Raw genomic sequence first — 21,303 nt, forward strand, 5'->3', positions numbered from 1 at the left:
GGGAGATCACCCATGTCGTCATCTTTCACTATCCGCCCCCTCGGCCCCAATATTGGGGCTGAAGTGCTTGATCTGGATTCGGCTTCAGTCTTTTTGCCAGAAACGCTAGCCGCTCTTGAGACGGCACTTTACAAACACGAAGTCATCATACTTCGCGCGCCTGATCTACGGCCCGAACAGCACCTGGCGATAGCAAAGCATTTCGGTGAACCCGAAGTGCACACATTTTATCCCAACCTGGGCGAAGGCTTTGAACAGATCACCGTGATCGACTCCAAGCTGGGTGATCGCGCTGATATGTGGCACCACGACGAAAGCTTTCTGGGCAGCCCGCCGATCGTCACCATGACTCACGCTCAGATTCTTCCGCCGTGTGGCGGCGACACCTGCTGGATCAGCATGACCACGGCCTACGACGCGTTGTCCGAACGAATGAAACATTACCTCGAAGGTCTCAGCGCCTGGCATGACATGAACGGACCGATGACCGCAGCGCTGCGCCAGGGCGTGGTCACGCATGAACGCTATCTCGAAGTCATCAGCATGAACCGACGGCATCTGCACCCGCTGGTTATTCAACATCCGGATACGGGGCGCAAAGCGTTGTATCTGAGCCCCACCTATACTACTCATATCGACGGTCTGGCGATCGCCGAAAGCGACGCGATCCTCAGCTACCTGCACGCCCATTGCCAACATGTCAACTTTGGATTCCGCCACCGGTGGTCCGTTGGTGACATGGCGATCTGGGACAACCGTAGCGTACTCCACAACGCCATCCTGGATTATCAACCACACCAGCGGCGGATGCAGCGTGCTTCGGTATTTGCCCGCGGGGCTTTCCACGCGTAATTCACTGATCAATCAAGCCCCCTTATACAGCGGTGGCTCAAGAGGAACATCTATGTTGAAGGATTCGTTGAACCAGGATTTGCTGGCTCGCTACACTCCCAAGCCAGGTCGGCATGCGCTGCTGCCTGAGCTGACACCCCACCAGACGGTGGCACTGCTGTGCCGAGTGCTGTATCGCGAGGGTTATAACGACCACATTGCAGGCCACATTACCGTTCGCCAGGATGACGGCAGCTACCTCGCCAACCCCTGGGAACTCACCTGGGGAGAAGTGACCGCGTCGGATATTGTTCGTCTCGATCAGACCGGCAAGGTGATCGAAGGTGAATGGAATATCACGCCAGCCATCAATCTACACATTGATGTACACGCCGCCCGGCACGATGTCGGCGTGGTGATTCACAATCATCCACAATGGGGATCGGTATGGTCGGCGGTCGGACGCATTCCGCCAATATATGACCAAACCTCCGCTCTGGTTGATACCGACCCGGTACTCTATGACGAATATCGTGGCACAGTCGAAGACATCGATCTGGGCCGCGCCTGTGTCGATGCCCTGGGTACGCAAAAATGGGCGTTGCTCGCCAACCACGGTGTACTGGTGGTGGCCAACGGCATTCGCCAGGCCCATTTGCGCGCCATTACCCTGGAGTGGCGCAGCCGTCTGGCCTGGCGTGTGGAGATGCTTGGTGGCGGCTCACCATTGCCCGCCAGTGTTGCCGTCGCGACCGGAGAGCGCACTGACTCGAATGGGTTCCCATTTCTCTGGGAAGCCATGGCTCGCGAGGAAATCCGGCGCGATCCAACCGTTCTAGAGTAAACCTTTCGCATTGCTGAGCGGCGGCATGGCAGACAGCCAAGCCGCTGCTATTTCGTATTTCTCCGACGCGAGATAACCCGATGAAACCCACCCTGTTACTGCTCTCCCAATTCCCCGATAGCTTGAATAACCGCCTGCGCGAACATTTCGATTGCCATCACCATACACAGCTCGGCGAGAACCAGACCACGGCGCTGGCCACATCCGTACGTGGCATCGTCGCAACCGCCGAATCAAGCGTGACGCGCGAACTGATTGCTCGGCTACCAGCCCTTGAAATTATCTCTGTGTTGGGTGTCGGTTACGACGGGATCGACCTTGCAGCAGCACGTGAAAACAATATATGCGTCACTCATACCCCAGGATTATCTACCGAAGACATTGCAGACTTCACCATGGCACTGTTGCTGTGCACTGCACGTCAGGTGCTATCCGGCGACCGGTTTATCCGACAAGGCGCATGGACTGCGAGTCGCCATCCGATGACCCCGCGGGTGTTCGGCGGACGCATGGGCATTGTCGGTTTGGGTCGTATTGGCCGCGCAGTAGCCCTGAGAGCACAGGCGTTCGGTATGAGTATTGCCTACACCGGACGCACTCCAAAAGCCGATGTGAGCTATCGCTGGTGCAACGATGTGCAGTCCTTGGCGGCGAGTGTCGATTATCTGGTGATATGCGCGACCGGTGGGCCTGACACCCATGGCTTGATCAGCGCAGCCGTGCTGGCTGAACTTGGTTCCGCTGGTGTGCTGGTCAATATTGCACGTGGCTCGATCGTCGACGAGCATGCCCTGGTGGAGGCCTTACGCGACCGCACGATACTCGCCGCGGGGCTCGACGTATTTTGCCATGAGCCGCAGGTTCCGAAGGCACTGCTAGCGCTGTCAAATGTCGTGCTGACACCGCATATGGCGAGCGCGACAAACGCAACCGTGCAGGCAATGATGGATCTGACGTTCGATAATCTAACCGCGCATTTCGCGGGAGAGGCTGTACTAACTCAAGTGAGCGATTGCTGCCCTTAGCAGACCTTGCAGTGACGTTCATCATCACACCGCGTCCATCACCCACAAATGACAAACCCCGAAAGATTCGGGGTTTGTCATGGGTCTGTCACCCCTGCAAGGCAGGGGCTTCAGTCATTGCTAGATAGAATCAACGTCCCATGGCTCGCAGGCGATCGGGGGTGAACATATCAGGCGACATATCGCCTTGATTCAGCACAGGGCCCTTGTCCCGCTCGTTGCTCAGCGTGTAGCCGATATAACCACCATTGTTCAGATCGTGATAGAAAGAGGCGCCGGCCTGCCAGGCGCTCGTATCTGGATGATAGTAATAGTTGACGATCGTGTGTTTCCAAAGCTCACCGCGACTGTCGTAGTTATCCGCCATCACCGCATGCCAGTTATCCTCATCGATGAACAGGCGGCGTTTGCCATACAAATGGCGGCTATCAGGCTTGACCGTGCCTTCGACAACCCATACGCGGCGCAGCTCGTAGCGCAGATGCTCCGGGTTCGGATGATTAGGTGTCAACAGGTCCGAATAGGCTATATCGGCGCTATGCACCTTGTAAGCGTTGGCAGGAATGAAGATTTCCTTCTTGCCGATCAGTTCCCAGTTGTAGCGATCCGGGGCACCATTAAACAAACGATCCTCGTCAATCGTCATCAAGCCGTTACTACCACCCAGCGGTTGGTCATAACCGTAACCGGGAGCCAGACGCACACGACGCGTTCCGGTGTTATACGACCAGGCAGTACGGTCGGCCACTTCCCAGTCATAGGGCTCGTGGTTCAAGGAGGTATTGCCGCGCTCACGCAAAGGCAACATGACCTCGGTCGTACAGTAGGCCGATACGCCCTGGTCAGTATGGGGCCGCTCAGCCGGATCAGGATTGTTTGAAGGCGCAAGACAGCGACCGTGAGAACGCCCCCAGCCTATGCCGCCCCCAGGTGTTACCGACGCAATATCGCGAACTTCGTCTTGCGTATAAGCACGATACGGCAGCTGGTGATTCCACAATACCTCACTGGCCGACTGGGGAATCGGGAAGGGGTTATGGCCCAAGCCGCTGACGCCCAAACCGTCATTTTCCAGCTTGGCATTAACGGCATTCCACTTTGCCCGCTCGCATACGAACTCGGGATAAGCAAAGTCACGATGTCCTTCGTAGACATTGATCTTGTAGGTATCAGGGTACTGCTTGAACATGCCCAGCTGGCCTTCGGTCAGGTTATCGGCGTGCTCTTGCGCATTCTGCGCAGTGATGACCAGAATCGGCTTTTCATCGGCGTATGGGTCTATCGGATGTGTACCAGGCTCAGCGTCCCAACCTGGGACTTCCCCGACATAAATACCCTTGAACTCCGGAATGCTTCCATCGGCATTACCGGCACGCTCGGCACCCACACAGGTCAGATCCTGACCCAGGCGCTCAGCTTCTTCGGGTGATACCGCAGCATGGGCAAAGCCCGCTGCCGCCATACTGATAACCGCTGCAATGGATAATACTGCACCGTGTTTACTCATTATTCTTATCTCCACAGGGTGATTGCGTCTTTCATCCATTATTGCGTCTGCCATGGCAGGCTCATCGTCTGATCAGACTAAACAGCTGATCATCACGGGTGAAAGTCGCATTATTAGTTGCTCAGAATGAATACTTGGCCGAGAACGTAATGTTGTCGCGGTCGGCCAGTTGGCGGTTGTACTTAACGCTGGCGTTGCCCATATAGGCTGTATAAGTCGTATTCAGCTCCAGGTTGCCCAGCCGCTTGAAAGTGGCTCCCAGTGAAAGGCGTTTATCGCCCTCGCCCGCGCTAATCGTGCCTTTAAGCGGCGTCATGCCATCAACGACATGGGCCCAGTTGATCGGAACGCTGAGATCCCAACCGGAGAACACGCCTGGATAGGATAGGACTGTTTGCAGCGTGTAGGCGGTGGCGTGCTTGGTCTGCTTAGCAGTGTCGGTTTCGTATACGAAATCGTCGCTGCCATTTACCGATTCAGCGTCGTCCGCGCGTACGTGAACAACCTCGCCCACCAAGGTGGTCGAACTCGCCCAAGGCATTGCACCCATGCTCCGAATGAAGCTCAACTGCATCTGCTGCCCCGATCCCTTAGTCAGAGATGTCTGACCCGGCGAAGTCTCAACCATAATCGGCGCGCCGGAACGGTAGGACCATTCACCGCCAATCTGGGTATCACCTAAGCTCGTAGAGAAGCTGACGCCGGTGAGTTTGATGTCCTCGAAGTACTCGATTTCATAGGTTGTTGGCAGAAACGGGCTTATCGGACTCAGACCGAACCCGCCAAGCGATACGCCGCCTGGATTCTTGTCGTGATAGCGCACGTGGAATAAGCCCAGCTCAAGACCGAGAGACGGACGGTACATGGCCCTGAAGCCGTACTGACCGTCATCCCGTGGATCATTGGTTCCCGCGTAAGCAGCGTTCATCCCAGGACCGAGGATAAGCATTTCCCTGCCCGGCCCTGTCACGTCGGACGTTGAGGTGAAGCCTCCCACAGGTACCAGCTCGTTAGGCAACCACTCGTATTGGTAGTAGGCAGCCAGACCGAAATCCGGATTCACATCCCAGCTGGCCGATACCTGACCGATGGGTAGCAATACTTCCTTGGTTTCCACCCCTGGCTGGGACGACTTGACCACGTCAACCGGCGACTGGACACCATTCACCCCGGGGTAGAACAAACCCTCACCCCAGGCAACCATATGGCGACCTGCCTTGACGTCCAGATATTGCTGGTTCGGCAAGGAGAAACCGGCAAACACGTAGGCATCAAGGAACCGGCTACGGCCACCGGCGTAACGCTCGGTATCACTGGTAAATTCGTCAGGCGCGCCGAACTTGTTCAGTGTGCCGGGGGAATTATGATCGTTTTCGCGGTGATAGACATGATCATAGAAGGTGCTGGCACGCAGTACCGCTCCGTAGTTGTCCTTGCGCAGAATCATTTCAGCCAGCGCACCCACTCGGTTGGTGGTGAGCGCGTGCTTGTCGAAGTTCCGATTGCCGTCGTCGCCATTGACGTTGCCCAACAGCTCGGAGGACTGGCCGCTCAAACGCATGCCGATCCCGTAACTGGTTGTCAACGACCAATCCAGAGTCGCGCCATTGTCGAAGTTGATCCGCTCTCCCGCCTGCACTCCCGCAGAGGAAAACATGGCCACCGAGGCAGCGAGTGCCGCAACGGCAAAGCCTCCTGTGGTGGGGTGTGAACGCCTGTTATTGTTGTTTTGCATAGCACTTCTCCTTGAGCAGCCTGAACTGCTTTTTTGTCGTAGTTAGACGTGAATGTCTTCGGCGAAAAACTGTCCCTGATCGGCGGCGCCGGCCAGGCTGTAGTGGTACGCATCTCCTCGGAGCTCTCTCACCAGCAAACCCCGGTTCAGGAGGAAATTGAGATGGGCCTGGGTCTCGCCCACAGCCATCAGCAGATCGAAACTGTTCTTGATTCTGGGAAACAACACCGGTCGCAACGCACTGGTGGTCATCGGTTGAGCAAGGGCTGCGGTTATTCGGTCAAAATGATCGTCGTGGTGCTTCTGCAACTGCTGCAAACGATGATGGAGTCCGTGAAACGGGCGCTCGTGGGCCGGCAGCACCAATACCGAATCGGGCAAACTGCGAAACCGCCGGACGCTTTCCAGCCAATCACCCAAGGGGTTCGCTTCAGGTTCAGTGACGCCCACGCACACGCTGGAGGTGATACGCGGAAGAATCTGATCACCGGAGATGAGCAACTGGTCCTCATCGTTGTACAGGCAGGCGTGTTCGGGGGAATGCCCGGACCCCATTACCACTCGCCAGTTCCGGTTACCAATGCGCAGTTCGGAGCCTTCACTAAGCCGCCGGAAGCTGGACGGTGCTTCTATCGAATAAAAAGTCTGGGTAAGCACCGGCCGGAAGCCGGCGATTTCTTCACTCGACAGCCCACACCGCTGGAAGAACTGATCAAACGCCCAGTTGGGCTTGTCGCCCTTGGGCGGCGTGACGAACATCGCTTGATATTCGCCAAAGGACATATAGGCAGGGCATTGAAAGCGGTCCACCAGCCAGCCGAGCATGCCGGTATGGTCATAATGGAAATGCGTGCAGATAACCGCCAGCACGGGCTCGCCGTGCAACGCTTCCTCAAATACCCGTTCCCATACATCCTTACTCTGATCGGTACCCAGGCCGGTATCGACCACCACCCAGCCATGCTCATGTTTCAGCAGGTAAAGGTTGATGTGATCCAGACCAAACGGCAGCGGCATGCGCAGCCAGAGAATCCCATCGGCCACTTCCTGTACCTGACCCGGGGCTGGCGGCGTTTCCCAGGGGAAGCACAGCTCGCTGTAGGATTCGCGCCCGCCCAGGGCGAGATCGATCATGCCGACGCTCCGGCAAAGGCCGGCAAGCCGTTCCGCTCCAGGGCCTCTACGCTGTATGGCACGTAGGTTTGCTGGTCGACATCCCGGATGAATAACGGCTCTCCCACCAATGCTGGGTCGTAGCCCTGACGCTGCAGCTCGATCTTGCGCAGCTTGAAGGTGGTCGTCAGGTCAGCCTGCGAAGACACGCGCACAAATACCGGTACGGCATAGTGCGGTACACGCTGTTCAACATGCTGATAAAACGCTTTTGGATCAAAGGCTTGGCCAGGCTGCATCAGAATAGCTGCCATACCAGCGCGACCTTCATGCTCAGGTACCAGCACGCCGTAGACGTTGATCAGCTCCATACCAGGGAAATCACCGAGCGCGTCGGAAACCTCCTGGGTAGAGACGTTCTCGCTTTTCCAGCGGAAGGTATCGCCGATGCGATCAACGAAGTAGCAATAGCCATCTTCGTCATAACGCAGCAGGTCGCCGGATGCCCACCAGGCATCACCGTCCTGGAACACATTGCGCAGGATCTTGCTTTCCGTGGCCTCGGGTGAGGTATACCCCTCGAAGCGGCCAGCGCCGATTTCCGGATGGTCGACGATATAGCCAACCGCCTCACCTATCTCGCCAGGCTCGCAATGCACGTAGCGGCCATTTTTGTCGCGGGCGTGGCATCCAGTTTCGGGATCAAAGCGCAGCAGGCGAAGATTGGTTTTGTCCCAAAATGGTATGCGACCACAGGAACCCAGGTGATTGTCGACATTCAGTACGGCAGCGTTTGCCTCCGTCGCACCCCAGCCCTCAAATACCTCGATAGCACCGAAGCGCTCCAGCCAACGACGCCAGATCTCGGGGCTCAGGCCCGCGCCTAGCATGCAGCGCAAACTGTGCTCGCGATCATTTGCTTGCTCGGGCTTGTTGAGCAGATAACGGCAGATCTCACCGATGTACTGAAAAATGCTCACCTGATTCTGGCGCACGTCCGACCAGAATTCGCTGGCGCTGAATTTGCGCCGGACGACGATGGATGAACCCGATGTCAGTGCTGTGGAGGTTACCGACGTGGCGGCTGCGCCATGGTATAGCGGCAGGCAGCAATAAAAGACGTCAGCCGGGGTGACTTCCAGGGTGACGTTCATCACATCGCCCGAACTCATCCAACGCATATGGCTGTATTTAGCGGCCTTCGGTAGCCCCGTCGTTCCGGAGGTGAAGATGTACAACATGTCATCTTCGGCCTTGACTCCGGCACGCACGCTCGCGTCAGGAGCAGTGGTGTCCGCAGCCAGTACCTCGGCGTAGAACGTCTGATCGAGGTGCGCCGGTAATGGCGCTTCGGCGGGTTTTTCTGCGTCTGGAACCAGCCAGCTGGTAAAGTCCGCGGCCCCGTCGGTATCGGCGAACACCGAGATACATTCCTCGCCCACCACCACTGCTTTAGCCCGGGTGCTCTGCAGCGCATGCACCAGAGGCCTGCCGCTGAGGTTGTAATTGAGAAACGCAGTGATAGCCCCGAGTTTGGTGAGCCCGAGCCAGCAAAAGAAAAAATCCGGGCGATTTTCCATAGCCATGGCGCATACATCACCCACCCCAATTCCTCGTACAGCGAAGACGCGGGCGTATTGATTGGCGCGCTCGTCTACCTCGCGGTAGCTGAAATGACGGCCGCGGTAGACCAGAAAATCCTTGTCGCCATATTCGGCGACCTGCGCTTCGAATCGGTCGGCAACTGTATACGCATCCGCAGGCTTGATGCGGCTTGCCGCCGCGGAACGCAGGTCAAGCTTGCGCTGGGTTTCTTCTCGAGTAGGCATCTGATAAATGTCCGTAAGCTTTTGTTTTTGTTTGGCAACGGCGGACTGAGTCATGGGGTCTTCTCCATGAGGGTCTGATCAAAAGGGAGGTAGTCGCAATACCCGGCCGAACCGGGTGAATACAACGTCTTGCGGTCAAATTTGCTAAGTGGCTGGTACTGACGAATGCGCTCGACCAGATCGGGATTAGCGATGAAATGGCGCGCAAAAGAGACTGCGTCTGCACCACCGTCAGCGATAATCGCCTCGGCCGTGTCGGGCTCAAAACCGTCGTTGGTGATCAGCGCGCCGCTGAAGCCTGCGCGGGCGATGGCAAACGCATCCAAACCCTTTACGTGCGCACGCATCATATGCAGGTACGCCAGTCCCATGCCTTCGATGGCTTTGAGCAACGCGGACAGAGTGGCGGCAGGATCACTGTCACGGGCATCGTTGTAGCTATTGCCCGGGCACAGTCTCAGGCCAACCCGGCCAGGCCCGATGGCGTCGGCCATCGCGGCCAGCACTTCAAGCGTGAAGCGCACCCGATTCTCGACCGAGCCACCGTATTCATCAGTCCGCTGGTTCGCGTTCTCCGCCATGAATTGCATCGGCAGATACCCGCTGGTGCCGTGCAGTTCAACGCCATCAAACCCGGCTTCACGAGCATTGAGTGCCGCCTGCCGGTAGTCCTGAATCACTGCTGCGATGTCGTCGCGGGTCAGTTCATCAGGCAGCTCGGTATCAGCCATTCCGACGGTATCGGTGAACAACTGGGTTTCGGCTGCTACGCTCGACGGCCCCACCGTGCGGCTGCCGGCGGGCTTGTTGTGCCGGGAAGCAACCCGACCGCAGTGCATCAGCTGGACCACAATCTGGCCACCGGCGGCGTGTACGGCATCCGTCACCTGACGCCAGGCAGCAATCTGTTCGGCGTTATAGAGGGCCGGCGTGCGGCAATATCCGAGCCCATCTGCCGAAGGCGAGGTGCCTTCGGCGATGATCAGTCCGGCCGTTGCCCGCTGCGCGTAATAATCAACCATGACCGCGGTGGGTACCGCCTTGTCGTCCGCTCGGCTGCGCGTCATCGGTGCCATGACGATGCGATTGGCAAGCTGCAGATCACCGAAACGCGCGGGTTGGAATAGATGTTTCATAGAGGCTCCTCAGCGCACGCGGATTTTTGGTGCAGGGGTATTGCCGCGCATCTGGCGTAGAAACTGTTCCAGCGGTGCCGGCTCAGCAACTTCAGGCAAGGTGTCGCGCGCCGGAGCTTGCGCCCAGAACGCCTTCCAGGAGGGGAACAGGTCATGGAAGGTGCCGGGATAGGGTTCGCGGCCGGGCCAGCGCATTTTCATGTCGCCGATCGGCGGCTTGTTCAGATCGGTCGCGTACCAGTAGCAGGGCAAACGACGCCGGAAGAACCACTCCCCGTCGATGCGCTGATAGTCGTCCCAGTAGAGCATCTGCATGATTACCCACTCGGCACCCGTCTCATGTTCGTTCTTCGAATAGACGACGCCGACGGCATTGTCCGCATCGGTAAATTCGATGATGTGCTGACCGACGTGGTGCGAGGTACCGGTGAACTGGTGTCTGAGCGTGTCGTCCACCCAGGCTTTCAGGTGCGCACGTCCAGAGGTTTCCTTGCCGACCCGGATGTCCGGGGCGAACAGATTGACGTGCGCATCGAGGTCACGCATATCCAGCGATAGCGAGTATTTGCCCACCAGCTGGCGGATCGCTTCTATCGATTCCAGCCGGTCCACACGTTGCGCAAGATTGTTCTGATCCATCGGGTTTCGCCTTTTTTCTGATTGCTCGCGAGCTGCCGGGCTCTCGCCCTTACTCCATAACGGTGTACAGATCCGAACCTCTACCGCCGTCCACTGCCAGGCTTGCACCGGTTATGTAGGACGCCTCATCGGAGGCGAGGAACAGGATCGCGTTGGCCAGCTCGACGGATTCGCCGACGCGCTTCATGGGAATCAGTTTTTCGGTATTGGTCCGGGCCTTGTCATCGCCGAGCATGCCGGCTGTAGCAGGTGTGGCGACCACACCCGGAACAACGACGTTGCAGCGGATATTCAGTGGCGCGCCTTCGGAAGCGACAGCCCGGCTGAAGTTGATAACCGCCGCCTTGGCTGCGGAATAACCGGACATCCAGGCCGTACCGAATACGCCGCAAATGGATGCCAGATTGACGATGGAACCGCCGCCCTGCTTCTTCATGATCTGCATCGCCGTGCGGGTGCCCCAGAAGGTGCCGTCCACGGTGGTCGCGAAGTTGGCGTGCCAGTCTTCAGTGGTCATGGCGTCCACGGTGCCCCAGGTGAAGGCCATCGCGTTGTTGACCATGACATCCAGACGGCCATATTCAGCAGCGGTCGACTCGATGGCCGAAACGAACTGCTGCTCGTTGCTTACGTCAGCGACGCGATACGCCGCCTTGCCGCCGGCGGCATTGATCTTTTCGACCACGCCCTGCAAGGGCTCTTCGCGGCGACCACAGATCACTACAGTGGCGCCCTCTTCTGCCATACGCTCCGCCGTGGCGGCACCAATTCCCGAGCCACCGCCGGTAATGAAAACGATCTTGTTCTGCATACGTAAAGTCATGATATTTACCCCTTAGATGAAGGCCGAGCCGCCATTGATGGTGATGTTCTGACCCGTGATGAAACTGGCGTCATCGCTGGCGAGGAACACCACCGCGCGGGCAATTTCGTCTGGCTGGCCGAGGCGGCCTAGCGGGATGGCAGCGACCATCGCCTGCATCCACTCGTCAGGAATGCCGGCCATCATTGGTGTGTCGGTAGGACCAGGCACTATGGTGTTGACGCGGATACGGCTGGGCGCCAGTTCACGTGCCAGGCTGCGGGTCAGGCCCATGACGCCGGCCTTGGAGGCCACGTAATGGCTGGGACCTTCGCCGGTTAACGCGCCGGTGCTGGAAAAGTTGATGATGGTGCCGGCGGTTTCCTTGGAAACCATCAGTCGGGCGGCTTCGCGGGCGCACAGGAAGGTGCCTCTGAGGTTAACGCCCAGCACGCGATCCCAGTTTTCCACCGGCGTATCCAGGAAGCTGTCCACCGAACCAGTACCGGCGTTGTTCACCAGTATGTCGAGGCGCCCGGCCTCGTCAGTAATGCGCTGCATGGCAGCCTGCACAGAGGCTTCATCCATCACGTTGCACACGACCGCGTGGGCACGTTCGCCCAGATCGGCAACACTGGCATTGATCGCATCAGCGTTGATATCTGCTGCGTAGACCACGGCACCCTCGGCCACGAACTGGCGCACAATAGCGGCGCCCATGCCCTGCGCGGCACCGGTGACAAAAGCGATCTTGTTATTAAGTTTCATAGCTGCTCCTTACTGACACTCGACCATTGGGGCCATGAGAGCCTGGTTACGGTTGCAGCTATGATTGATGGCTGGAAACTGAGCAACATCGTCCGTTGAGACTAAAGCGTTCGACGGAGTGAAAAGTCCACACGGAAGAAACGCGACACAGGTTTCGCACTGGTCTGAATGGACGATGCTTCGCTAGCGTCAAGCGAACAGCATCGGGGCAATAAAAACTAAAGGAGTCTGCCCCTTGAGCCCCTCTCCTACCCGGACCACCTGGCGGACGCATTACGCACTGGCCGTGCTCGCCGTGATTTACATCTTCAACTACATCGATCGACTGCTGGTTTCGATCCTTATTGAGCCCATCAAACTCGAGTTCGGCGTATCCGATACCCTTATAGGATTACTCACCGGGGTAGCCTTCGCGCTGTTCTATACGGTGTTCGGTTTGCCGCTCGGCCGGCTGTCCGACCGCATTGGACGCAAGCCGGTGATTGCCTTGGCCTGTATTGCATGGAGCTTCATGACCGTGTTGTGCGGCGTGGCCACCAGTTTCACCATGCTGCTGATATTCAGGATTGGCGTGGCGGTCGGCGAAGCCGGCGGGTCCGCGCCTTCGGTGGCAATGATTTCCGATCTCTACCCACCAAGTCAGCGCTCGCGAGCCCTGGCAGTGTTTTTAATGGGACCTGCCCTGGGTGCCGTATTCGGCCTCGGTATGGGTGGCTGGGTTGCCGACACCTATGGCTGGCGCTGGGCATTCATCATTATCGGTGCGCCTGGTGTGTTGCTCGGTCTGTTGCTGGCCCTGACCGTACGTGCACCCAACCAGATAAAGTCAGCTGCAGATGCGCCACAGGAAAGTTTCCTGACAACCTTCAACAGCCTGATCAGTACTCCGTCGTATCTGTTGATAGTGGTTGCAGGCAGCGTGGCGGCCATTGCCGGCTACGCGATCGGCACCTGGAACCCCAGTTTTCTGATTCGCTCACACGACCTCAGCATCACCGAAGCCGGTGCGTTGATGGGACTGGGCGGCGGCATGACGTCGGTCATTGGCACCCTGACCTGCGGCTGGTTTGCTGACCGGATGGTTAAGAAGAATACCGGTTGGCAGCTAGGCACAGCGCTGCTCGGGACGGCGATCAGCATTCCCTTTGGTCTGTTGTTCTTCTTATGGCCAGCTGGCACCGCTTTCTATATAGCCGGCACGGCTGTGCCAACCGCTTTCCTTTTCTACCTTGGGTTTGCCTTCTTTGCTACCTGGTGGACAGTGCCGTGCTTCGGCTCGATGAGCCATTTGTTTCCGCCGACCAAGCTGGCCCAAGGCACGGCCATCTTCTTCATGGGCATAACCCTGCTGGGCGTCGGCCTGGGCCCGCTGGTTGTCGGCGTTCTCAGCGACCTTTTCGCATTAACGATCGGCACCGAGGCTTTGAGATATGCACTGGCCAGTACCATAGGCATTCTGCTTATCCCGTGCATTTGCCTGGCGATCGCCATTCCAAAATACCGCGACCAGGTAGATGGCACGCAAGACGAACTGCCTGACGCCGTCGCCACGATTTAAACCACAGGAGCCAGAACGTGACCAACACAACCAACCAGGATCTACCCCTACCTGTCGGCAAATACGCCAAGCTCGATAACGGGCTCATCCTCCACTACCTCGATATCGGCGACGGGCCGATCGTGCTCTGGCTGCATGGCAGCGGTCCCGGCGCAAGCGGGTTCAGCAATTTCAAGGGTAATTATCCCGTATTCGAGAAAGCAGGTTTCCGCAATATCGTGCTGGATCTGCCGGGCTTCGGCCGTTCAGATAAGCCAGCCGACGTGAATTATGATCTGGATTTCTTTGTCAGCAATCTCAAGCAATTTCTGGATATCGTCGGTATTGCGCGCTGTACCTTGCTGGGCAACTCGCTGGGCGGTGCAATTGCATTGGGCGCCACCCTGGCTTATCCCGAGCGCGTGGAAAAGCTGGTATTGATGGCGCCGGGCGGTGTCGAAGAACGCGAGACCTATTTCCAGATGCCGGGGATCGTCCGCATGGTAGAAGTGTTCGGTCAAGGCCCCATGGGCGTCGAGCAGATGCGCGACGTGATGACCTTGCAACTGTTCGACAGCAGCCAGCTGGACGAAACCCTGCTACAGGAACGTGCCGCCGTCGCGCCATTGCAGCCGGCCAACCTGTTCTCCACCATGATGGTGCCGAACATGACGGAACGCCTGCATGAGATCAGCGTGCCTATCCTGGGTTTCTGGGGCACCAATGACGCCTTCAATCCCTCGTCTGGTGCCTTCAAGATTCTAGATAACGCGCCCAATGCGCGCTTTATTCTGCTCAACCGGTGCGGTCATTGGGTGCAAGTCGAGCATCAGGCGTTATTCAATCGCAGCTGTATCGAATTCCTGATCAACGGATAAAAACAGTCTGATCGGCGCAGCGCGTGCTGTGCTGATCTCAAGGATTCAACGTTCATGACCTATTCGCACTTACTGGGGCCAGCAAGGCTCGGCAGTCTGGAACTACGTAACCGCATCATCATGGCCCCGATGGGCTCCAATTTCGCCGAGTCGGACGGCAGCTGCGGCGAGCGCATCCAGGCTTATTACGAAGCCCGCGCTGCTGGCGGCGCTGGCTTGCTGATCATGGGCGTGTGCTCGATAGCCTACCCAGCCGGAACCGCCGAGCCGTACCAGGTCGGGATTTCTGACGATAAATACTTGCCCGGTCTCACGCGCCTGGCGGAGCGGGTTCACAAGCATGGTGCGAAGATAGCGGCGCAGCTACAGCATGCCGGCAAAACCGCGACACGTGACCTTGCAGAGGGGCGCGAGCTCTGGGTGCCATCCATGCCTCCGCGGTTCAAAACCGACATGATGGCCTCGCTGACGCCCGAGGAGATAGGGTCCTTTATCTCTGCCAGCAAGCCGAAAACCAGCCCGGGCATCAGAATCATGGCCAAGCCCGACATCGAGCAAATGATTGAGTGGTTTGCCAGCGCCGCTGAGCGGGCGCAGAAAGCCGGTTTCGATGGCGTCGAAATCCATGCAGCTCACAGTTACATCATTGCTGGTTTCCTGTCCGCCTACTACAACAAGCGGGACGATGAGTATGGCGGAAGTCTGGAAAACCGTGCCCGGCTAATGCTCGAAGTGCTGCACGAAACGCGGCGGCGCACCGGCAAGGATTTCGGCGTGTGGCTTCGGTTGGACGCCTATGAATTGCATACCGAGGGCGGCATTACACTGGAGGAATGCAAGGCGTTCGCAAGCATGGCCGAGGCAGCGGGTGCCGATGCCGTATCCATCTCCGCCTATGCAGCGACAACCAACGGGGTGGCCTTCACCGAAGCGCCACTGGTGCAAAAGCCGGCTGGCTTCCTGGACTGGGCAGCCGAGGTCAAGCAGGCGGTGAGCATTCCAGTAATCGCAGTGGGGCGGCTCTCCCCCGATGCTGCTGACAAGGCTATTGCCGAAGGTCAGTGTGACTTCGTGGCCATGGCGCGCAAGCTGCTCGCCGATCCGGAATTACCCAACAAGCTGGCACGCGATGATGCCGCCGCCATCCGCCCCTGCATATACTGCTATGTGTGCGTCAGCCAGATCTTCGTCAATGAGCGGGTGAAGTGTGCGGTCAACCCCTTTACCGGTCATGAGTCGCAGCGGGTGATAACCCCAGCTGAAAAACCTCAGCATATTCTGATCGTCGGAGCCGGCCCAGCGGGCCTGGAGGCCGCACGGCTGGGCAGTTTGCGCGGACATAGGGTAACGGTGGTAGAGCGCAGTGGTCGCCTCGGCGGCACGTTGTTCTTCGCCGCCCTCGCCTACCCGGAAAATGGCGCCCTGCTGGACAACCTGATACATCAGGTCAAGCAGCTGCCCATCGACATCAAGCTCGGTACCGCTGCCACGCCCGAACTGATCGCACAGTTGAATCCCGATCATGTTCTGGTAGCCAACGGGGCCAAGCGCGCTGCGCCCGATATCCCCGGTGCAACGGCCAAACATGTATGGAGCGGTGATGAGTTGCGGCGCCTGATGACGGGCGACCGGGCCGATGAAATCGCCAAAGCCAAGCTGTCCCTGGGCCAGCGCGCCCTGATGAAAGCGGGCAGCTTGACCGGCGCCAACAACAGCACCGATGCGCTCAAGCAGTTATCGAAACTGTGGATGCCGCTTGGCAAAAAGGTAGTGATTGTTGGTGGTGGGCTGGTGGGTTTGGAGCTGGCGGAGTTTCTGGTAGAGCGCGGCCGCCAGGTCACCGTACTGGAACCCAGCGAAAGCCTGGGACGGGAACTGTCCATCGTGCGCCGCTGGCGTGTGCTGGATAACCTGACTCAACACCAGGTTGCCATGCATAAACAGGCCGAGGTCACCCATATAGACAGTGACCGTGTGTGCTATCAGGATGCAGAAGGTCAGGCCCATGAGGTGATGATGGATTCGGTGGTCCTCGCCCTGGGTGCTGGCCCGGATCACAGCTTGAGTGAACAGCTGGCAGCCTGCGGTAAACCGGTACACCGTCTGGGCGACTGCGACGAGTTGGGATATATCGAAGGCGCGATCCGCTCGGCTACCGAAACAGTCCTTTCCCTCTGATCAACCAGTTCGGGGTATCGGATCCGATACCCCGCTGATCGCCCCGCCTGTAACGCCTCTTCTCTAGCCAACAGCCTGTACCAGCGATCCTGTCTGCTTCCTTGCGTCCATCATGATTGCGCGTCAACACGATGCCGGCCCTGGGGTGTAGCGCGCCTGCGCTATGCCAGATTCGCGGTAACAACAGACCCCGTCGGCGCCTCCGAACACGGCCTGAGCCGCACGCCAACCCCAGGGAACCCGTGGGCCGGTCGCAATGCTGGCCCGGTGGGTACCATCCTGCTATAGGGTAGTCTCATCGTGCGTGCAGAAAAAAGCCAACCCGAAGGTTGGCTGAATCACACGGGGTCTGCCGGTTAACCAGATACAGCCTGAATATCCCTACGCTTGGCCAGCCAGGGGGTTAGTGCCAGAGCTAGCACTGACATAACCAGCATCAGATAGCCCACATTGGTGATCGCGCCACCCAGGGAAGCGACATTGATGTGCTCCAGCACCTGTTCGATCTCATTGCCGGTGGCCAACAGGGCCGCAGTCAAATCCGTGCTCAGCTCCGCCGACTTGCTGCCTGCTACGGCGAGCAGTTCCGTTGTCAGGCTCTCGCTCAACTGCATCTCTTCTGCAGTATCTTCAACTACCCTTCGCGTATGCATAGCCGACGACAAGCCGAAAATGGCCAACGCGAAGGACGAACCGGTCGGCAATCCCAGGTCACGCAGCATGCTGAAAAGCCCGGATCCCGAACCAGCCTTGTGCGGCGGCACCGCGCCTAGTGCCAGTTTCATCAGCGCTGTGCTGTTAGCCGCCAGCATGACACCGATAAAACCCGCCATGACCAGCACGGTAGTCAGAGGCACGTCGGTATCCATCTGCACAAAGAACAGCATGGTCAGCAAGCTGCCCAACAATGCCAGAATGGAAATCAGCTTGGGCTCGAAGCGATCAATCAACTTGCCCACGATGGGCGAGGCCAGCATCGTGCAGCCAAACAGGGCCAGTGTGACCATGCCAAACTGGGAGGCGGAGCCACCGGGACGGCCATTGATGAAGAAGGCCAATGAATAAATGATGCCACTATTCATCAGCATCTGAATCCAGTAAATGGCACTGGGTACGGCGAACCGACGGTCCTTAAGCAGACTGACGTCCAGAATGGGTGCCTGCTGTCGGCCACTATGGCGCCACAGCAGTGTCAGACTGAGCACACCAACAGCAACAACCGTCCAGGTCACCCAGGAGCTGCCACCAAAATTGGCTGCCCAAGTGGGCAGCGACAATAAAGCCGCAATGGTAATAAAGAGGAGCATCGCACCCAGACTGTCAAATCGACCTGCTGGCGGCTCGCCTTTGCTTTCCGGTACCCAGATCAACAACGGCACCAAACCAATTAACGCCAGGCTACCACTGACTATATACACACTCTGCCAGCCAAATGAATCAATCAACAGACCACCAAGCAAACCACCCGTGGCCGCGCCCAGGGTCCAGATAAACATCATTACCCCCAGCGCCATGCCACGTTTCTCTTCGGCAAATAGGCGATTCACATAACTGAATACAGCCGGGAAGATACAGGCGACACCCATACCCTGAAGAAAACGGGCAAACAGGAAGATCCAGAAGTTGGGCGCCCAGGCTGCCAGGAACTCGGAAATACCAAAGATGACCAGCCCAATGACTACCATCCGCCGGCGGCCGTGCTGATCTCCGAGACGCCCCATCATGGGTGCAAACACGGCCACAGCAATGAAGTAGGAAATCAATATCAGTGCGGCCAGGTTGACCGGGATGCCGAAGAACGCCGTCACACTGGGCAGGACCGGGGCCTGAAATGCCGCCGCTTCGATGGTGACAAAGGTAGCGAACAGCAGGGCAATAAAACTTACCCAGGGGTTGGCTTGCTTGCTCATTAACGCCTCTTTGCTTTTATTGGAGGTTGAAGTGCGTTGGGTGCTCAGTTTCGGAGCTGGGGCGCCCAGTGCACGCCGTTGATATGTGCGCCACCGTCGACAAACAAGGTGTTACCAGTGAGGTAGCGACACTCGTCACTGGCGAGAAACACGGCCACTGGAGCTATATCGGTCAGGGGATCGCCCACCCGACCCATGGGATTGGCTTTAGCGATCTCTGCAGCATTATCCGGATTGTTACGAGCGAAACGCTGATAGGCGTCGCTGGCGGCACCAGGGCAAATGACGTTGCAACACACCTGATCCGCCGCCCATTCTCGGGCCGCAGTGCGGGTCAGGGTGCGCAGCGCCTCCTTGGCAGCGTTATAGTCGGCGCTGTACATATGGGCGTTAACGCCATTCAGCGAGCACAGGTTGATGACCCTGCCAGCACCCAGGCGCCGGAACTCCGGCAGCGCAGCCTGCATGGCCCAGAAGGCAGCCATCACCGCCATATCGAAAGCCCCGCGAATCTGTTCGTCGCTCTGCTCTTCCAGCCGCGCGAAGCCCGAACCGCGCCAGGCGTTATTCACCAGAATATCCAGGCGTCCGAACGCTTCGATAGCGCCCGCCACCATGCTCTGCACTTTCTGCTTGTTCGTCACATCCACCTGGGCTGAGCGCACCTGTCCCGGGTAACGGGACTCGAAATGCTCCATGGCCTCCGCAGCCGCAGCCTGGTTCACGTCCGCCATCAGCACCGACGCCCCCTCACGTACGAAGGCTTCGGTTATGCCGCGACCAATACCCGCTGCGCCGCCGGTGACAATGGCGACCCGGTTTTCGAGCTTACCCATGTGATGTTTCTGCGTGGTCATTGCGTGGCTTTGCCTTGGCACCTGCGAAGAAAGCATCCCGGATTAGTTGCTTTTGCAGCTTCCCTGTGGCGTTTCGCTGGAGCGGCTGTTCAGTAAGCCAGATTGTACTTGGTACCTTGTAACCCGCCATATGGCGGGCCATGAACGCCTGTAGCTCGGCGGGTTCCACCGGTGCGCTGACGCGAGCCACCATGGCAACGGTTTCGCCCAGCTCGACATCCGGTAACGCGAACACGGCCGATTCGATGACGTCAGCGTGCTCGGCTGCGCACTGCTCCACTTCAAGAGCAGAAATGTTCTCACCACCGCGGATGATGATGTCCTTGATACGATCGGTGATGTACACCATGCCATGCTCATCGAGGTAGCCGATGTCGCCGCTGAACAGCCAGCCGTCGACCAATGCCTGCTCTGTCTCCTCTGGTCGGTTCCAGTAGCCCTGCATCATGGCCGAGGACCGCAGCCAGATCGGACCAGGCGAGCCGCTGGGTAAAGGCTTGTCTGGCGATGCGCCGATAACGATATCTACCAGCGGCAACGGCCAGCCTGCGCTTTCGGGAAAGTTCACAAACTGCTCGCCGGAATGGGCTGCGCCGATGCCGTTGCTTTCGGTCATGCCATAACCAGCGCCAGCCATCACCATGGGTTTGATGTGCAATACCTTATCCAGCAGTGGCCTTGACGACGCACCGCCACCGAGACCCAGTCCGAACAATGTCTTCGTAGCATCGCTACTGAAACGCGGATGGCTGAGCAGCTGATGCATCATGACCGGGACGCCATTGAACTGGGTGCAGCGCTCTTGCTCAATCAATCGCAGGGCTTCTTCGAGGTCCCACTTGAACATGATCACCATGCGCCGCCCGTTGCGCAGCATGGTCAGAAACTGCGCGTGCAAGCCGCTGACGTGGAATAACGGGACACACAGCAGCGCGGTCGGCTGCAGCCCGGACTCCATGATCGGCTTGACGCGATCGGGCGACGTCATACCAGCAAAGGCAGCTTGATAATCGAGGCTGAAAAGTGCCTGCCCCAGAGCACGGTGCGTTGATACAACGCCCTTGGCGCGGCTGGTCGTACCCGATGTGTACAGAATTAGCGCGGGCTGATCCGGCTCCGCAGTCGCCAATTGCATCGGCGCAAGCGGCAGATCCAGTAACGCCTGCCATGCATGTATACCCATGTCCGGGTCCGCAGGGCCGTCTACGACGATGACTTGGGTATGTCCGAGGCTGCCGGCCAGTTGCTTGAGACGATCCTGGTCACAGATCACTACGCTGGCGCCCGCATCCTTCACCGCGTACAGCAGTTCGTCATGCAATCCCCAGCTGTTCAAGGGCACCGGAATCGCTCCGGCCTGGACGCAGGCGATGAAGCCGATCATCCACTCCGGACGATTGCGCATGGCAATAGCGACGCGCTCGCCAGAGCGGATTTTCAACTCCTGCTGCAGCGCAGCAGTAAGCGTGTCGGCAAGGGCAAAAAACTGGCTGAAGCTCAGCCGTTGATCCTGCCATAGCAGAAAAGGCGCGTCGCCATGACGGCGCCCAGCCTGGATCGCTTCGATCAGGCTGCTCGGTGCGTTGCAGAATATCTTGTTGCCATTGGCATCTTCACCTAGGGCGAAAGGCGATTGCTCGGACAGCAGTTGCTGGCTGCACATGCGCCACTGATTGATCAGTTCTGTATCCATGGGCTACCTCTTGTTCTTGTT

At 58.2% G+C, this 21,303-nt stretch carries 17 protein-coding genes; 6 read left to right on the forward strand and 11 right to left on the reverse strand.

Features of this window, described 5'->3' with window-relative positions; genetic code table 11:
* Window positions 1–12: 12 nt before the first annotated feature.
* The 3 genes from FHK95_RS06020 (at window position 13) to FHK95_RS06030 (ending at window position 2,700) form a co-directional block, all read left to right on the forward strand.
* Window positions 13–852 carry a TauD/TfdA dioxygenase family protein gene (locus tag FHK95_RS06020; protein WP_150303694.1) on the forward strand — a complete coding sequence of 280 codons (840 nt, stop codon included), beginning with the start codon at window positions 13–15 and terminating at the stop codon, window positions 850–852.
* 52 nt (window positions 853–904) lie between these two features.
* A complete protein-coding gene (locus tag FHK95_RS06025) occupies window positions 905–1,675 on the forward strand; it encodes a class II aldolase/adducin family protein (protein ID WP_150303695.1) in 771 nt (256 codons plus the stop codon).
* Window positions 1,676–1,755: 80 nt separating this feature from the next.
* Window positions 1,756–2,700: a 2-hydroxyacid dehydrogenase gene (locus FHK95_RS06030; protein WP_150303696.1), complete on the forward strand. Its 945-nt coding sequence runs from the start codon at window positions 1,756–1,758 to the stop codon at window positions 2,698–2,700.
* A gap of 130 nt (window positions 2,701–2,830) precedes the next feature.
* On the opposite strand, the gene FHK95_RS06035 is transcribed toward FHK95_RS06030, so the two are convergent.
* From FHK95_RS06035 to FHK95_RS06070, 8 genes are all read right to left on the reverse strand, one after another.
* Window positions 2,831–4,207, reverse strand: coding sequence for a DUF1329 domain-containing protein (locus FHK95_RS06035; RefSeq protein ID WP_150303697.1), 1,377 nt, complete (start codon window positions 4,205–4,207; stop codon window positions 2,831–2,833).
* Window positions 4,208–4,328: 121 nt separating this feature from the next.
* On the reverse strand, window positions 4,329–5,942 hold the full coding sequence (locus FHK95_RS06040; protein ID WP_150303698.1) for a DUF1302 domain-containing protein: 1,614 nt from the start codon (window positions 5,940–5,942) through the stop codon (window positions 4,329–4,331).
* Between the two features lie 42 nt (window positions 5,943–5,984).
* Window positions 5,985–7,076, reverse strand: a complete 1,092-nt coding sequence (locus tag FHK95_RS06045; protein WP_150303699.1) for an MBL fold metallo-hydrolase — start codon at window positions 7,074–7,076, stop codon at window positions 5,985–5,987.
* A complete protein-coding gene (locus FHK95_RS06050; RefSeq protein WP_235906724.1) occupies window positions 7,073–8,884 on the reverse strand; it encodes a long-chain-acyl-CoA synthetase in 1,812 nt (603 codons plus the stop codon). Before FHK95_RS06050 ends, FHK95_RS06045 begins: the two co-directional genes overlap by 4 nt.
* 50 nt (window positions 8,885–8,934) lie before the next feature.
* Window positions 8,935–10,020, reverse strand: coding sequence for an alkene reductase (locus FHK95_RS06055; protein ID WP_150303701.1), 1,086 nt, complete (start codon window positions 10,018–10,020; stop codon window positions 8,935–8,937).
* Window positions 10,021–10,029: 9 nt separating this feature from the next.
* Window positions 10,030–10,659 (reverse strand): nuclear transport factor 2 family protein, encoded by a 630-nt coding sequence (locus FHK95_RS06060; protein ID WP_150303702.1) that lies wholly within the window; start codon window positions 10,657–10,659, stop codon window positions 10,030–10,032.
* Window positions 10,660–10,708: 49 nt separating this feature from the next.
* Window positions 10,709–11,482 (reverse strand): SDR family NAD(P)-dependent oxidoreductase, encoded by a 774-nt coding sequence (locus FHK95_RS06065; RefSeq protein ID WP_150303703.1) that lies wholly within the window; start codon window positions 11,480–11,482, stop codon window positions 10,709–10,711.
* Between the two features lie 12 nt (window positions 11,483–11,494).
* Entirely contained in the window at window positions 11,495–12,229 is a 735-nt protein-coding gene (locus tag FHK95_RS06070; RefSeq protein WP_150303704.1) for an SDR family NAD(P)-dependent oxidoreductase, read from the reverse strand.
* Window positions 12,230–12,464: 235 nt separating this feature from the next.
* On the opposite strand from FHK95_RS06070, the gene FHK95_RS06075 reads away from it, so the two are divergent.
* The 3 genes from FHK95_RS06075 to FHK95_RS06085 are packed head-to-tail and all read left to right on the forward strand — an operon-like array spanning window position 12,465 to window position 16,822.
* Window positions 12,465–13,787: a spinster family MFS transporter gene (locus tag FHK95_RS06075; RefSeq protein WP_150303705.1), complete on the forward strand. Its 1,323-nt coding sequence runs from the start codon at window positions 12,465–12,467 to the stop codon at window positions 13,785–13,787.
* A gap of 17 nt (window positions 13,788–13,804) precedes the next feature.
* Window positions 13,805–14,644 (forward strand): alpha/beta fold hydrolase, encoded by an 840-nt coding sequence (locus FHK95_RS06080; protein WP_150303706.1) that lies wholly within the window; start codon window positions 13,805–13,807, stop codon window positions 14,642–14,644.
* A 54-nt stretch (window positions 14,645–14,698) separates the two neighbouring features.
* Window positions 14,699–16,822, forward strand: coding sequence for an oxidoreductase (locus tag FHK95_RS06085; RefSeq protein ID WP_150303707.1), 2,124 nt, complete (start codon window positions 14,699–14,701; stop codon window positions 16,820–16,822).
* A 356-nt stretch (window positions 16,823–17,178) separates the two neighbouring features.
* Here the strand turns inward: FHK95_RS06085 and FHK95_RS06090 are convergent, their stop codons facing one another.
* Genes FHK95_RS06090 through FHK95_RS06100 form a run of 3 tightly spaced genes read right to left on the reverse strand, consistent with a single transcriptional unit; the run spans window position 17,179 to window position 21,282 of the window.
* Window positions 17,179–18,732, reverse strand: a complete 1,554-nt coding sequence (locus FHK95_RS06090) for an MFS transporter (RefSeq protein ID WP_150303708.1) — start codon at window positions 18,730–18,732, stop codon at window positions 17,179–17,181.
* A gap of 44 nt (window positions 18,733–18,776) precedes the next feature.
* The gene (locus FHK95_RS06095; protein WP_150303913.1) at window positions 18,777–19,568 is read right to left on the reverse strand and encodes an SDR family NAD(P)-dependent oxidoreductase; all 792 of its coding nucleotides are present in this window, start codon (window positions 19,566–19,568) and stop codon (window positions 18,777–18,779) included.
* Entirely contained in the window at window positions 19,561–21,282 is a 1,722-nt protein-coding gene (locus FHK95_RS06100; RefSeq protein WP_150303709.1) for a class I adenylate-forming enzyme family protein, read from the reverse strand. Before FHK95_RS06100 ends, FHK95_RS06095 begins: the two co-directional genes overlap by 8 nt.
* Window positions 21,283–21,303 lie beyond the last annotated feature (21 nt).

This window comes from Pseudomonas saliphila (assembly GCF_008638345.1).
Classification (GTDB): domain Bacteria; phylum Pseudomonadota; class Gammaproteobacteria; order Pseudomonadales; family Pseudomonadaceae; genus Halopseudomonas; species Halopseudomonas saliphila.